General features: G+C 71.9%; 13 protein-coding genes. 1 reads left to right on the top strand and 12 read right to left on the bottom strand.

The genetic code is table 11. From position 1 onward, the window contains the following. Nucleotides 1-139: 139 nt before the first annotated feature. The 11 genes from ACFV4G_RS09915 to ACFV4G_RS09865 form a co-directional block, all read right to left on the bottom strand. Nucleotides 140-1,132, bottom strand: coding sequence for an aldo/keto reductase (locus tag ACFV4G_RS09915; protein ID WP_380438398.1), 993 nt, complete (start codon nucleotides 1,130-1,132; stop codon nucleotides 140-142). 35 nt (nucleotides 1,133-1,167) lie between these two features. Continuing rightward, nucleotides 1,168-2,205 carry a sugar kinase gene (locus ACFV4G_RS09910; protein WP_380438396.1) on the bottom strand — a complete coding sequence of 346 codons (1,038 nt, stop codon included), beginning with the start codon at nucleotides 2,203-2,205 and terminating at the stop codon, nucleotides 1,168-1,170. Beyond that, complete coding sequence (locus tag ACFV4G_RS09905) at nucleotides 2,202-2,831, bottom strand: bifunctional 4-hydroxy-2-oxoglutarate aldolase/2-dehydro-3-deoxy-phosphogluconate aldolase (protein ID WP_380438394.1); 630 nt, start codon at nucleotides 2,829-2,831, stop codon at nucleotides 2,202-2,204. The genes ACFV4G_RS09910 and ACFV4G_RS09905 overlap by 4 nt, the downstream gene beginning before the upstream one ends. Before the next feature lie 125 nt (nucleotides 2,832-2,956). Next, a complete protein-coding gene (locus tag ACFV4G_RS09900) occupies nucleotides 2,957-3,718 on the bottom strand; it encodes an SDR family oxidoreductase (RefSeq protein ID WP_380438392.1) in 762 nt (253 codons plus the stop codon). Then, nucleotides 3,715-4,758 (bottom strand): zinc-binding dehydrogenase, encoded by a 1,044-nt coding sequence (locus ACFV4G_RS09895; RefSeq protein ID WP_380438390.1) that lies wholly within the window; start codon nucleotides 4,756-4,758, stop codon nucleotides 3,715-3,717. The genes ACFV4G_RS09900 and ACFV4G_RS09895 overlap by 4 nt, the downstream gene beginning before the upstream one ends. Nucleotides 4,759-4,786: 28 nt before the next feature. After that, complete coding sequence (locus tag ACFV4G_RS09890; RefSeq protein WP_380438388.1) at nucleotides 4,787-5,671, bottom strand: amidohydrolase family protein; 885 nt, start codon at nucleotides 5,669-5,671, stop codon at nucleotides 4,787-4,789. A 37-nt stretch (nucleotides 5,672-5,708) separates the two neighbouring features. Further along, nucleotides 5,709-6,056 carry an L-rhamnose mutarotase gene (locus tag ACFV4G_RS09885; protein WP_380438386.1) on the bottom strand — a complete coding sequence of 116 codons (348 nt, stop codon included), beginning with the start codon at nucleotides 6,054-6,056 and terminating at the stop codon, nucleotides 5,709-5,711. Next, nucleotides 6,053-8,053: a hypothetical protein gene (locus ACFV4G_RS09880; protein ID WP_380438384.1), complete on the bottom strand. Its 2,001-nt coding sequence runs from the start codon at nucleotides 8,051-8,053 to the stop codon at nucleotides 6,053-6,055. Before ACFV4G_RS09880 ends, ACFV4G_RS09885 begins: the two co-directional genes overlap by 4 nt. Nucleotides 8,054-8,088: 35 nt before the next feature. Further along, a complete protein-coding gene (locus ACFV4G_RS09875; protein ID WP_380438382.1) occupies nucleotides 8,089-8,997 on the bottom strand; it encodes a carbohydrate ABC transporter permease in 909 nt (302 codons plus the stop codon). 55 nt (nucleotides 8,998-9,052) lie between these two features. Beyond that, the gene (locus ACFV4G_RS09870) at nucleotides 9,053-9,883 is read right to left on the bottom strand and encodes a carbohydrate ABC transporter permease (protein ID WP_380438380.1); all 831 of its coding nucleotides are present in this window, start codon (nucleotides 9,881-9,883) and stop codon (nucleotides 9,053-9,055) included. A 43-nt stretch (nucleotides 9,884-9,926) separates the two neighbouring features. Next, nucleotides 9,927-11,288 (bottom strand): ABC transporter substrate-binding protein, encoded by a 1,362-nt coding sequence (locus ACFV4G_RS09865; protein WP_380438378.1) that lies wholly within the window; start codon nucleotides 11,286-11,288, stop codon nucleotides 9,927-9,929. Nucleotides 11,289-11,653: 365 nt separating this feature from the next. Here ACFV4G_RS09865 and ACFV4G_RS09860 point away from each other — a divergent pair, with 365 nt between their 5' ends. Continuing rightward, the gene (locus ACFV4G_RS09860) at nucleotides 11,654-12,454 is read left to right on the top strand and encodes a FadR/GntR family transcriptional regulator (protein WP_380438376.1); all 801 of its coding nucleotides are present in this window, start codon (nucleotides 11,654-11,656) and stop codon (nucleotides 12,452-12,454) included. A gap of 64 nt (nucleotides 12,455-12,518) precedes the next feature. On the opposite strand, the gene ACFV4G_RS09855 is transcribed toward ACFV4G_RS09860, so the two are convergent. Beyond that, on the bottom strand, nucleotides 12,519-13,493 hold the full coding sequence (locus tag ACFV4G_RS09855; RefSeq protein ID WP_380438374.1) for a glycoside hydrolase family 6 protein: 975 nt from the start codon (nucleotides 13,491-13,493) through the stop codon (nucleotides 12,519-12,521). Nucleotides 13,494-13,615 lie beyond the last annotated feature (122 nt).

Below are 13,615 nucleotides of genomic sequence, written 5' to 3'. Positions count from 1 at the left end.
GCCGTACGCCGGTCAGCCGCTCCAGGCAGGTGCGGCAGTAGGAGGCGTGCCCCACCTCCCCCCCCACCACGAACCACCCCAACCCCCCCGCCCCCCACCCCCCGGGGGGGGGGGTCCCCCCTCGGCCGGATTCGCGGGATCAGCCCGCAGCCGGGACCGGGACGTCCGACCGGATCAGGCCCTCGGCCCGGAGGTGCTCCCAGAGAGCCGCGGGGACGGGCCCGCGGTGGAGCTCCGCGTTGCGTTCGACCTGTGCGCGGTCCCGCATGCCCAGGGTGACGTTGACGACGGCGGGATGGGTGTACGGGAAGGCGATCGCGGCGGCGGGCAGGGTGGTGCCGTGCTGCTCGCAGACCTCGGCGATGGCCGAAGCCCGGCGGACGAGGCCCGCCGGGGCGTCCCGGTAGTCGTACTTCATGCCGAGCGCGGGCCTGTCCCGGGCGAGCAGGCCGGAGTTGAACACGCCGACCGCGACGACGCTCCGGCCCAGGTCCCGCGCCGCGGGAAGGACGTCGTCCAGCCCCGACTGGTCGAGCAGGGTGTAGCGCCCGGCGAGCATCACGACGTCCAGGTCGGTCTCGCGCAGGAAGCGGGCCGGCATCGCCGACTGGTTCATGCCGACCCCGACGGCGCCGATCACCCCCTGGTCGCGCAGGTCGACGAGCGCAGGCACGGCCTCCTGGGCGGCCTGCTCCCAGTGGTCGTCGGGGTCATGCAGGTAGACGACGTCCAACCGGTCCAGGCCCGTGCGCCGGAGCGTGTCCCCGATGGAGCGGAGCACCCCGTCGCGGCTGAAGTCCCACTGGCGGCGCAGGTCGTCGCGAACGGCGAAGCCCTCGGTATCGGCCCCGCGCGGCTGCCCGTTGGGGACCAGCAGCCGGCCCACCTTCGAGGAGACGACGTACTCCTCCCGGGGACGGTCCCGCAGAGCGGCGCCGAGGCGCCGTTCGGAGAGGCCGAGGCCGTAGTGGGGTGCGGTGTCGAAGTACCGGATGCCCGACGCCCAGGCCGCGTCGATCGCGGCCCGGGCGTCGGATTCCGGGGTGACGTCGTACAGGTTGCCGATCACCGCGCCGCCGAAACCGAGTTCGGTGACCGCGACCGGTGTGTGCCGGATCTTCCGGAGGCGCAAGAGCTGCTCCCTGTCGGTGCGGGTGGGGACGCCGGTCAGCGGCGGACGGCGGCGGAGGCTCCCGCGACCAGCGCCTCGACCTCGGCGAGCGAGGCCATGGCGACGTCACCGGGCGTCGTCATGGTGAGGGCGCCGAGGGCTGTGCCGTAGGCGAGGGCGCGCTCCAGCGGGGCACCGGCGAGCAGGCCGTGGATCAGACCTGCCGCGAAGCCGTCCCCGGAGCCGATGCGGTCCAGGACGTGCAGGCCGGGCATCCGGGGGCCGGCGACGTGACCGGTCTCCGCCGACCACGCCGCCGAGCCCCAGTCGTTCACCCCGGCCGACGGGACCTCGCGGAGGGTCGTCGCCAGCACCCGCGCCCCGGGGAGCAGCCCGGCCACCGAGGCGAGCGCGTCCGGCACCTCGTCGGCGCCGAAGCGCTCGGCGCCGGGGTGCCGGCCCGCCATCCCCAGGGCGCCCACGACGACGTCGGCCTGCCGGGCGAGCCGCAGGTCGGTCTCCCGGGCCCGCTCCGGCCCCCCGCGGCCGGCCCAGAGGCTCGGGCGGTAATTGGGGTCGTACGAGACGGTGACACCGTGGCGGCGGGCGGCCGTCATCGCCTCCTCGGCGACGTCGACGGTGGTGTCGGACAGGCCGGCGAAGATGCCGCCGGTGTGGAACCAGCGCACCCCCGCCGCGAAGACCGCGTCCCAGTCGACGTCCCCCTTGCGCAGCTGGGACGCGGCCGTGTGGGCGCGGTCGCTGACGCCGAGTGCGCCACGGATGCCGAAGCCCCGCTCGACGAAGTTCAGGCCGTTGCGCGCGCTGCGCCCGATGCCGTCGTCGGGCACCCAGCGGATCAGCGAGGTGTCGACCCCGCCCTGCAGGACCAGGTCCTCGACGAGCCGGCCCACCGCGTTGTCGGCGAGCGAGGTGACGACGGCCGTCCGAAGGCCGAAGCACCGGCGCAGCCCGCGCACGACGTTGTACTCGCCGCCCCCTTCCCACACGCGGAAGGTACGGGCGGTGCTGATCCGCCCCTCCCCCGGGTCGAGGCGCAGCATGACCTCGCCGAGCGCCACCACATCGGTCACGGCGCACCCACCCGCACGGCCTCGGCCGTCAGGCGACGGATCTCCGGGTAGTCCCCGCGGTCCAGGTGCGCGGGCGTCGCCATCCAGCTGCCGCCGACGGCGAGGACCGCGCGCTCGGCGAGGTATCCGGGCAACTGGTCGGCACCGATCCCGCCGGTCGGCACGAAGCGCACGCGTGGGAAGGGCGCCGCGAGCGCGCGGAGCGTGCGCAGGCCGCCGATGGATTCGACGGGGAAGACCTTGACGGTGTCGAGGCCGTCCCGCAGGGCGCGCATCAACTCGGTGGCGGTGGCGATGCCGGGCACCACGGGGACCCCCAGCTCCCGGCACTTCGCCACGACCTCCTCGTCGTAGCCCGGGGACACCACGAAGCGGGCCCCGGCCGCCACGGCCCGCTCCGCCTGCTCCGGGGTGACCACGGTGCCCGCACCCACGGCCAGGCCTCCGTGGGCCGCCATCACCTTGAGCGCCTGCTCGGCGTCCGAGGTGCGGAAGGTGACCTCGGCGCACCGGGCGCCGCCCGACGCGAGCGCGTCGGCCAGCGGGGCGGCCGTGGCCGGGTCGCGCACGGTCAGTACCGGCATGATGCGTGCGCCGTCCAGCACGGTGACCAGATCCTCGCTCATGCGCCCATCTCGCTTCGCTCGACGGGGGCATTCGCCCACGCGCTGCTCTTGATGCTGAGCTCGCTTCGCTCGCTCATGCGCCCACCTCATTTCGTTCGCTCATGTGCCCATCTCGCTTCGCTCGCTCATCGGCCCAGCCATCCGCCGTCGACGGGAAGGATCGTGCCGTGGACGTAGGCGGCGGCGTCCGAGGCCAGGAAGACGGTGGCGCCGGCCAGGTCGTCGGCCTGTCCCCAGCGTCCGGCCGGGATCCGCTCCAGGATCGCCCTGCTGCGCACCGGATCGTCCTGCAGCGCCTGGGTGTTGTCCGTGGCGATGTAGCCCGGCGCGATGGCGTTGACGTTGACGCCGCGCCCGGCCCACTCGTTGGCCAGCGCCTTGGTCAGACCGGCGACGCCGTGCTTGGCGGCGGTGTAGCCGGGGACGGTGATGCCGCCCTGGAAGCTCAGCAGGGACGCCGTGAAGATGACCTTCCCCCGGCCGCGGGCCACCATCGCCGCGCCCACCGCGCGGGTCAGCGCGAACTGCGCGGTCAGGTTGACCTGGAGCACCAGGTCCCAGTCCGCCTCCGGGTGTTCGGCGGCCGGGGCGCGGCGGATGGTGCCGGCGTTGTTGACCAGGATGTCCACCGGACGCTCGCGGTCCGCGAGGTCCTCACCCAGGGCCCGCACCGCGTCCGGGTCGGCGAAGTCGGTGCGGATCGCCTCGAAACTGCGGCCCGCGGCCAGGACGTCCTTCTCGACCTCGCTGCCGGACTCCTCCAGGTTGGCGCTGACGCCGATGACGTCCGCGCCGGCTTCGGCGAGTGCGCGGGCCATGGCCCGGCCGATGCCGCGCCGGGCTCCCGTGACGACGGCGAGCCTGCCGGTCAGATCGAAGGCGTTCATTCGGCGACCCCCCGGGTGTCGTCGGTGCAGTCCACGAGGATCTTCATCACGTCGCCGCCGCCCTCCAGGGCCTCGAACGCCGCGGGGGCCTCGGTGAGCGGCACGACCTTGCTGATCAGCTTCTCGGCCGGGATCGTGCCGTCGGCGACCAGCGCCACCGCCCGCTCGAAGTCGGAGCGGTCGTACAACCGGGCGCCCACCAGGGTGAGTTCACGCCAGAAGAAGCGGTGCAGGTTCACCTCGCGGGGCCGGGGGTGGATCGCCACCAGGCACAGCCGGCCGCGCACGCCCAGCACCTCGACCGCGGTGTCGACCCCGCCCGCCGCACCGGACACCTCGAAGGCGACCTCCGCGCCCGCGCCCCCGGTCCACTCCTGCACGGCCCCGGCCACGTCCTCGGCGGCCGGGTCCAGCGTGACGAGCCCCAACTCCTCGGCCAGCTTCCGCCGGTGGGCGCTCAGCTCCACCACCCGGACCTCGGCCCCGGCCGCCCGGGCCACCAGCGCTATCAGGATGCCGACCGGCCCGCCGCCCACGACGACGACCCGCTCACCGGCCTGCACCTGGGCCCGGCCGACGTCGTGCACAGCCACCGCGGTGGGCTCCACCAGCGCGGCCCGGTCCAGAGCGAGAGAGCCCGGCAGCCGGATCAGCGTGTCGGCGGGGACCGTCCAGCGTTGCTGCATCGCACCCGGCGAGTCGATGCCGATGAAGTCCAGGTTCTGGCACACGTGCTGATGGCCACTCAGGCAGGCCGGGCAGGTGTCGTCCCAGCGCAGCGGCATCACCGTCACCGCGTCCCCGGCCTGCCAGCCCTCCACGCCGGCACCGACCCGCACCACCCGGCCGGACATCTCGTGGCCCAGGACGGCCGGCGCGGCGACGCGGGCGTCCATGTCGCCGTGGAAGATGTGGAGGTCGGTACCGCAGATCCCCACGTAGGCGGGCGCCAGCAGCACCTCTCCGGGACCGGGCTCGGACGGCTCGGACGGAGCCGTGTCCAGCGTGCGGGCGGCTGTATATCGGACAGCAAGCGTCATGGTGATTCCAAGGTCTCTTCGGTACGGGTTACGAGTGGGGGGCGAGGCGGTAGAAGGCGGTCGCGGTGCCCGCGAGGATCGCCGAGGTCTCGTCGGCGGAACATCCGTCGAGCAGTTCGTCCACGGTCTCGGCCCAGCGGTTCCAGCCTCCGGCGAGGTTCGCCACCGGCCAGTCCGAGCCGAACATCAGCCGGTCGGGGCCGAAGGCGCTCAGCAGGACGTCCCACGCCGGGCGGATGTCGGCGGTGGTCCAGGCCTCGTGGTCGGCCTCGGTGATCAGCCCCGACACCTTGCAGACCACCTGGGGATGCCCGGCCAGCCGGCGCAACCGGCGCTCCCAGTCCTCCAGTTCGCGGCCGGCGAGGTCCGGCTTGCCCGCGTGGTCGAGCACCAGGGGCAGGTCCGGGAGGCGTTCGGCGAGCCGGCTCGCCTGGTCGAGCTGGTGGCTGCGGACGAGCACGTCGTAGCCGAGCCCGCGGTCCCGGACCGCCGCCAACCCGCGTTCGACGTCGGGGCGTTGCAGCCATTCCGGGTCCGTCTCGCCCTGCACCAGGCTGCGCAGCGACCGGAGGTAGCCGCCGCCCGGCCCGGCGAGCAGCCGGTCGAGCTCGTGACCGACCGCGGGGGACGTGAGGTCCACCCAGCCGACCACGGCCGCGATCAGCGGCTCCCGGGCGGCGAGCGCGAGCAGGTCCTCGGTCTCGGGGACGTCCGGCACGCACTGCACGACCACCGTGCGGTGCAGCCTGCGGCCCGCCACCGTACTGGTGGCGGTGGCGCGCAGATCGTCGGGGGTGAACGTGCGGCGGATCGACGTCAGGGCGGGCTCGTCGAGCCAGGCTTGCGGCCGCTGGGCGAGGTCCCACAGGTGGTGGTGGGAGTCGATGAGCGCGGGCGGCGGGGTGGAGGTCACTGGGGGCTCCGGTCTGGTCGGTCGGGCGTGGAGCGGGTCACTCGGCGGAGTGCTCGCCGGGCTCGCTCAGGTGCCAGACCTCGGCGAGCTCCGTCCACTGGCGGGAGTCGCCCCGATCGGGCCAGGGCTCCTGGCAGGGGTCGGTGAGCAGCCACCACTCCTGGGTCACGGGGTCGGCCTCCAGGCCCGCCATGTCGGCCTCGAAGTCCTCGCCGTGGTACTCGAAGTAGGAGAACAGCACGTCACCGTGGAGGAAGATGCCGAAGTTGCGGATCCGCGCCCGGTGGAGGGCCGCCTCGACTCCGGGCCAGACGGCGGAGTGGAGTTCGAGGTACTCCTCGCGGTGCTCGGGCCGGAGCCTGATGGTCTGGGCGAAGCGCTTCATGCGGATTCCTCCTCGCCACCGGGGTGCGACGCGTCGCCCGGGGTGGCGAACGGCGAGCGGTAACTGGGGGTACGGGTGCGGAGTTCGAGCCGGAGCGTCATCCGTATGCGCGTGGACGCGGGCAGCCGGACGGTCAGGAACGCGCCGTCGCAGGCCGCTTCCGACTCGCCGACCACCGGCTCCGTGTGGCCGTAGTCGTACATGTCGCCGATCCAGCCCTCGTCCGCGCAGGTCGTGTACCGGACCGAGGCGATGGTGTGCTCGGCGAGCGCGCCCGCCTGGACGATCACCGTCCGCTCCGCCTCGGGCGAGAGGTTCACCAGTTCGACGGTGGTCGCCCCGGGGTCGATGGAGGTGACCAGGGCGGCCACGTCCGCCGGCAGGCCGGCGCGGCGGGCCCGGGCGTCGTGGTAGCGCAGCCGGGCCTGCTGGAGGCCGCCGTTGTAGAGCACCTGGGGGCCGCCCCAGGTCAGTTGGACGAGGGCCTCGGTGGCGACCGGGTTGCACTGCTGCCACACGTGGATGTCGGCCTCGTCCACCTCCAGGTCGCGGTAGCGCTCCATCCGCCGCAGGCGGTGGCGGACCTGCGCCTGGGCGGCGGCGAGGATCCGCTCGGGGTAGTCCGGGTCGTCACCGGCGAGGAAGGCGAACCACGCCTTCTCGTGCCCGGACTCCTCCTTGGCCCGGAACGGCCGCACGGTGCGCCAGTCCAGGCCGTCCGCCTCGCGCAGCTTCTCCAGCCGGGCGCGGTCGGCGTCCGAGGCCGTGTGGTGCCACAGCGCCATCGGCACGGGCAGGGTGACCGGGTTGTAGTCGAACCAGCCCGAGTCGTTGTGCCGGAACGGGAGGTGGGGCGTCGGCGAGTCGACGTCCGGGCCGAGCTCGACCACCCACTTGGACCGCAGGCTGGAGTCCGACTCGCTGAACGGCATCACCTTGGCCCGGGCGATCACGGCGTCGAGCGAGGTGCCGACCATCGAGAGGTAGTCGTCGTCCCCGGTGCTCACCGCCGCGGCCAGCGCCGCCACGCAGGCCGCGTGGCCCACGCTGTGCCAGCCGTGCGGCCAGGACCAGCCGTAGTGGCCGCCATACCAGCGGCCTTCCAGCAGGCCGCCGACCGCCCCGTCCGGAGCGACGTTGTCCGGGATGAGGCCGCCGTTCGCCTCGGTGCGCTCCCGCCAGGCGCCGACGTAGTCGACGATCCAGTCGCGGTAGCGCTGCTCGCCGGAGAGGACCCAGGCGTTGAGGACCAGCCCGGCCACGGCGAGGTTGACCGCGGTGTCGCCAACGCCCATCCGCTCGCGCATCTGCGCCCCGAGCCGCGGGTCCGCCGAGAGCGGGTACGGGCCGTCCTGCGCCTCGGGGAGCCATTCGAGCGGGAAGCCGTAGGTCTCGGCCTCCTTCGGCAGCCACGGGTAGACGTCGCCGTCGGTCACGCCCTGCCGGTCCGGGTCACTGCCGTTGTGCGGACGGGTGACGATGCGGTGGGAGGGGTCGTAGTTGCCGTGGACCGGGTCGACGTACAGGTCGGCGAACCGCAGGGCGCGCTCGGACCAGCGCTCGGGGTCGGCCATGCACAGGAAGTAGAGCAGGAGCAGGCTCTCGCCCTGGTGGAACCAGTCGTAGCCGCGCTCGTACTCGTCGCGGAGCATGTCCAGTTCGGTGAGGTGCCTGGTCACTCCCTCCCAGTGCTTCGCGCTGGCGGCCAGGAGGTCGTCGGCACCGCCGAGGAGGTACAGCTGCGGCCAGTTGAAGAAGACCTCGTAGAAGTCGTCGACGCCGTCCCGGGTGGTCAGCCGGCCGGTGTAGTTCAGCCGGCCGTCGGGGCCGGTGAAGTCGCGGGCGAAGCGGCGCCAGCCGTGGTCGAGCAGGTCGAACAGGTCACGCTGCGCCACCGCCCAGCCGGGCGGTTCCAGCAGCGGCACCCCGGCCCGGATCTCGGCGGGGGACGCTGCGGCGTCCTCGCCCGGGGAACGGTCGGTGGAGCTGGGGGACATGGGGAGGATCTCCGATCGGGGTGACGGCACGGGCGTCATTCCTTGGTGGCGCCGGCGAGCATCCCGCTGACCAGGAAGCGCTGGGCGAAGAGGAAGACGACCAGGACCGGGGTGATGGCCACGAGGGTCGCGAGGGCCAGCTGCGGGCGCTCGATCGCGAGCGATCCGGCGGTCGGGTTGAACTGCGGCACGCTGCTGAGCAGGTTGCCGACGCCCACCTGGATCGGCATCTGGTCGTCCTGGGGGAGCATCACGTAGGGCAGGAAGTAGTTGGTCCAGTTGGCGACAAAGCTGAAGAAGCCCACGAGCGCGACGACCGGTGTCGCCAGCGGCAGTGCCACGTGCCGGAAGACGCCGAACTCGGAGCAGCCGTCCATCCGTGCGGCCGCCAGCAGGTCCTTCGGCACGGCGGTGGTGAAGTAGATGTACGTCAGGTACACGCCGAACGGGTAGAACGAGTACGGCAGGATGATCGACCACATGGTGCCGATCAGGTGTGCCGCGTTGACCTCCAGGAACAGCGGCACCACGAGCGTGGCGCTCGGCATCAGCATCACGACGAGGGTCGAGACGAGCAGGACGCGCCGGCCGCGGAACTCGGTCATGGCCAGCGCGTATCCCGCCGGCACCGAGACGCAGAGCGTGATGACCAGGGAGATCACCGCGTACACGGCGGAGTTGCCCAGCCACTGGAGGATCGCCCCGTCCTGGAAGGCCGTCAGCGCGTCCCAGTTGGCCTTGAGCGCGTGCCAGGAGCCGAAGGAGAGCGGGTGGCCGTGGACCAGTTGCTGGTCCGTCTTGGTCGCCGCGAGGACGAGCCAGAGCACCGGCAGCACGAAGAACACCGCGAAGACCGCCAGGACGGCGCCGGCCAGCAGCCGGTACGACGTGTGCCACAGGGGCCTCTGTGCCCGCCGGGATGCCCGGTGTGGAGCTCGGCTCATGACGCGTGGTTCCCGTTCCGTGCGTGGCGTGGCGGCGACTCGAGTGGCGGGGGTCTCAGTCGGCATCGAAGAATCCCGACCGTGCGACGAAGAAGCCGGCGGCCGAGACGCTGACGACCAGGAGCTCCATCGAGACCGCGGCGGCGCCGTTGATGTCGTTCATCTGGAAGGCGAAGTCGTAGGTCAGCTGGTTGAGGGAGTAGTCACGGCCGGCCACGCCCACGCTGGCGAGCGAGAGCAGCTGCGGCTCGACGAAGAGCTGGGCGCCACCCGCGAACGCGAGGATCACCATGTAGACGATCCACTTGCGCAGCATGGGGATCTGCACGTGCCAGGCGGTCTGCCAGGCGCCGGCGCCGTCGATCCGCGCGGCTTCCAGGACGTCCTGCGGGATGTTGTTGAGCGCGCCGTACATGACCACGATCCAGCCGCCCGCCCCGGTCCAGAACGCGATGACCGTGAACAGCACCGGCAGGTTGCCCGGCGCGATGACCTCGCCGAAGGTGCCGAACCCGAGCGCCTCCAGCAGGGAGCTGACCGGGCTGACCGTCGGGTCGAGCATGAACAGCCACACCAGCACGCTCGCGGCGCCCGCCAGTGCCCCGGGGACGTAGTAGAGGAAGCGGAGCGTCCGGCCGATCGGCCCCGCCGCCAGGCGGTGCAGCAGCAGCGCCAGCGCCACCACGAACACCACCAGCGAGACGAGCCAGAACAGGAGGTAGAGCGCCACGTGGCCGATCGCGTCCACGAACCGGAAGTCCTGCGCCGTGGTGACGAAGTTCGAGAAGCCGGTGAACGTGCCCCCCGCGTCGGTGAAGGCGAAGTAGACCGCGTAGCCGATCGGCAGGACACCGAAGGCGATCAGCAGGACGGCGTAGCCGGCCACGAAGGCCAGGCCGGCCCGGTTCCGGCCGGGGAGGAGGTGACGGTCACGACGAGACCTTGTATCCGTACGACTCGGCGTGCTTGACGATCGAGTCCTGCCAGGCGGGCAGCAGGGAGGTGATGGTCTGCCCCTGGGTCAGGCCGGGCTTGACCGTGGCGGCCCAGATCCCCTCCTGGCTGAACTGGCCCGAGCCCCAGCCCGGCCACACCTGGGAGGAGGCGTCCTTGAGGGCGCCGAGGTCCCCGACGAGGTAGCCCGAGGCGGCCTGCGCCTTCAGCCAGTCCTCGGCGGCGGGCGCGTAGGCCGGGAAGCCCGGGGACTTCTCGCCCTGGTAGGCGTTGTCGGTGGTGACCCACTTCAGGAAGTCGGTGGCCGCCTTGAGGTGGGTGGAGTGCTGGGACACCAGCCAGGTGCCGCCGCCGACGTTGCCGGTGGCCGGCTCGGAGTCGCCCTGCCACTGGGGGATCGGGGCCACCCCGATCGTCTTGTCCGGGGTCTTGAGGGTGTCCTTGAACACCGCGCCGCCGAACCACGCCGGGCCGGGCATGAGCAGCACCTTGTCGGCCTCGTTCTTGGCGAAGTCGGTGCTGAAGACGCCGCTGATGGACATGGACTTGTTCTTGATCAGCCCGTCCATGAGCGTGGCCATCCTGGTGCAGTTCTCACCGGTGGTGTTCACCGAGACGGCCTTGGGACCGGTGATGTGGTTGGCCCCGCACTTGCTCGCCCAGAGGTAGATCTCGGGGGTGAAGGAGTCGCCCGCGTCGCCCACCAGGTAGCCGGGGTGTTCGGCGGCCACCTTCTCACCCAGCTGCTGGTACTCCTCCCAGGTCTTGGGGACGGTGTAGCCGAACTGCTGCATCAGCGGAGCGTTGTACCAGAGCACCGCCTGCGAGAGGTCGTTGCGCAGGCAGTAGACGGTGCCGTTGACCGTACACACGTCGTTGGCGCCCTTGGCGAAGCTGCTCAGGGTGTCCGCCGGGACCAGGCCCTTGTCGAGCGGCGCCGCGAAGCCCGCGTCGACCGCCCAGGTCGCCTCGTTGTTCTGGGAGCTGAAGACGACGTCGGGCCAGCCCTTGCCGGTCCGGTTGAAGAGCTGGACCTTGGTCTGGAGGTAGTTCGAGCCGTTGGCATCGCCGTCGTAGGTGACGATGTCCAGCTTCACCTCGGGGTGCAGCTCCTGGTACTGCTTCGCGGCGGCCACCCGGGTCGCGTCGACCCAGACGGTCAGCGCTCCGTCGGTCTGCGCCGCCTGGGCGAAGCCGTCCTTGGTGGTCTTCGCGGGAGAGCTGCTGTCGCAGGCGGCCACGGTCATCACCAGGGTCGCCGCGCAGGCTGCGAGCAGCACCGCTCGTCTCTTGCCGGACACTGCTTCCCGGCCGACCGGAGGCTTGTTGACGGTCATGAGCGACTCCACTGCAGAGGCCCCGAACAGGTCGGGAGGTGGGGGTGGGGCGACGCCGGGCCGTCCGGCTCGGGCGTCGGTACCGCGAGGGCCGCCGTTCCGTTGCCGCCCTCGCCGGATAAATTAGCCGCCCTATCGAGACGACCGTCAAGGGTCCGCGCAGCCTTATTCGCGGCAATTTCGGACCGCCGGTGCACTGCCAGGGCTTACTCGTGCGAAGAGAGCCCGTATTTGTCCCTTTTTATCCGCAGGTCCTCGCCAGCCCCCCTCGCCAAATGAGTACGACTTATGATTGTCTGCGCTACGATGAGTCGGCTCCACCGCGATCAGTCGCCCCTCGCGCCAGTCACACGGAGGCAGGACAGATGAACGACACGCCCACGACCGGAACGGCCATGCCCCCGCAGGCCTCCCCCGCTGTCGCGGCAGCGGCGAACGGCGCGGGCGAGGAGCGCCGGGACTACCGGCCCGGGTACGAGATCGTGTCGGAGCAGATCCTCGAGTACATCGCCGAGGCGCGCCTGGTGGCGGGCGACCGGCTGCCCACGGAGCACGATCTCGCCAAGACGCTGAACACCAGCAGGGCCGTGGTGCGGGAAGCCGTGAAGATCCTCTCGGCCCTCGGCCGCGTCCGGGCGCACAAGGGGCGCGGCCTGTTCGTCGCGGACGACGAGGGCATGCTCATCACCAGCCGCTGGGGCGGCTTCTTCCGCCCCGTCGACCTCGACCACGTCCTCATGCTCTTCGAGTTCCGCAAGGTCCAGGAGACGGCCGCGAGCAGCCTGGCGGCCACCCGGGCCACACCCGCCGAGCTGCGCACCATCGAGGTCGCCATGCAGCAGTGCCGGCACGGGTTCGTCCACGGCCAGGTCGACGTGTTCAACCAGGCGGACGACGACTTCCACACGGCCGTGGCCACCGCCGCACACAACACCTTCCTGCTCAGCGCCGTGCGCGACGCGCGCCGGCTGCAGCGCCAGTCCAGCGCCATCGGCATCCACGACGTGCTCAGCGAAGGCACCAAGGCCGCGGTCGAGGAGCACGAGGCGATCTACCGGGCCATCCGCGACGGCCGACCCGACGAGGCGGCCGCCGCCACGGCGGTGCACCTCGACCGGACGCTGGAGGACTACCGCCGGGAGATCCAGCGACGCCTGTTCGGATAACGGCGTGGGGGGAAGCCGCGGCGGGGCGGCTTCCCCTGCATCGTCGTCGTGTCGGTTCCTCGTCTCAGTAGCCGTAGACCAGGTTGTAGGCGACCTGCGGCAGGAACTGTCCGGCGGTCGATCCGGTGCCGGTGCCGCAGTTGCCGTCGGATTCGCCGGGCGCCTTGATCCACAGCAGCATCTCGGCGCCGCCACCGGCCCGCGTGGGTGTGCCGATCCTGCGCCCCGCCGGGTTGCACCAGGTGCCGTCGGATCCGTTGCCGTTGCGGCTGGTGTCGATCACGTACGGCTTGGTGAACCCCTTCGCCGCCCCGAGGACCGCGTTGACGGCGTCGCCGTACGCCGTGTTCTGCGCGGTGGGGTAGACGTTGGACACGTTGAGGGAGAACCCGTGGGCGCCGCGCACACCGGCCGCGGCCAGGTGCTCGGCCATGGTCTCGGCGCTCAGCCAGGCGGGGTTGCCGGCGTCGAGGTAGACCCAGGTGTTCCGGGCCTTGGCGTTGAACTGCGCGATGGCGTTGCGCAGCAGGGCGTTGCGCTCGGAGATCTGAGTCTGTGTCATGCAGCTCTCGTCTCCCAGCGAGTCGGGTTCGAGGACGACCACCGCCGGCCGGTTGCCGATGCCGTCGGCGAACGCCGCGATCCAGCTGGCATAGGCGGCGCCGGAGCCCGCGCCGCCGCCGGACTGCCCGGCGCAGATGTCCCGGTCGGGGATGTTGTACGCCACCAGGATCGGCAGCTTGCCGCGGGCGGCCGCGGCTCCGACGAAGGACCCGGTCGCCGTCCCGATGGTGCCGCTCCAGTTGCCGAACCAACGCGCCGTCGGCACGTCGGCGATCGACGACCGGATGGCGGGGGCGCGGCCGTCGCCGGGGTTGGCGTTGAGCCACTGCTGCGCGCTGGAGTCCGGGTCGACGTAGAAGCCGCCGGTCATGGTGGTGGGGTCGGCGGCGTACGCGGTGCCGGGGTGGACCGCAACCAGCAGGCCGGCGAGTGCGGGGGCCAGGAGCAGGGACAGCTTGGGGAGCGCACGGCGCATGGTGCTTCCTTCCCTCGGTGGGGGCGGGGGGATTAGTCGCGGGCGCATTTGGGTGGGCTGGGAGAACGTGACCACGAGAGACAGAGCGCACACAAGGTAGTGTGTAGAATCGATTAGAAAGA

The organism is Kitasatospora sp. NPDC059747 (assembly GCF_042732955.1).
In the GTDB taxonomy this organism is placed as follows: Bacteria; Actinomycetota; Actinomycetes; order Streptomycetales; family Streptomycetaceae; genus Kitasatospora.
This window is presented reverse-complemented; position numbering and strand designations above follow the sequence as displayed.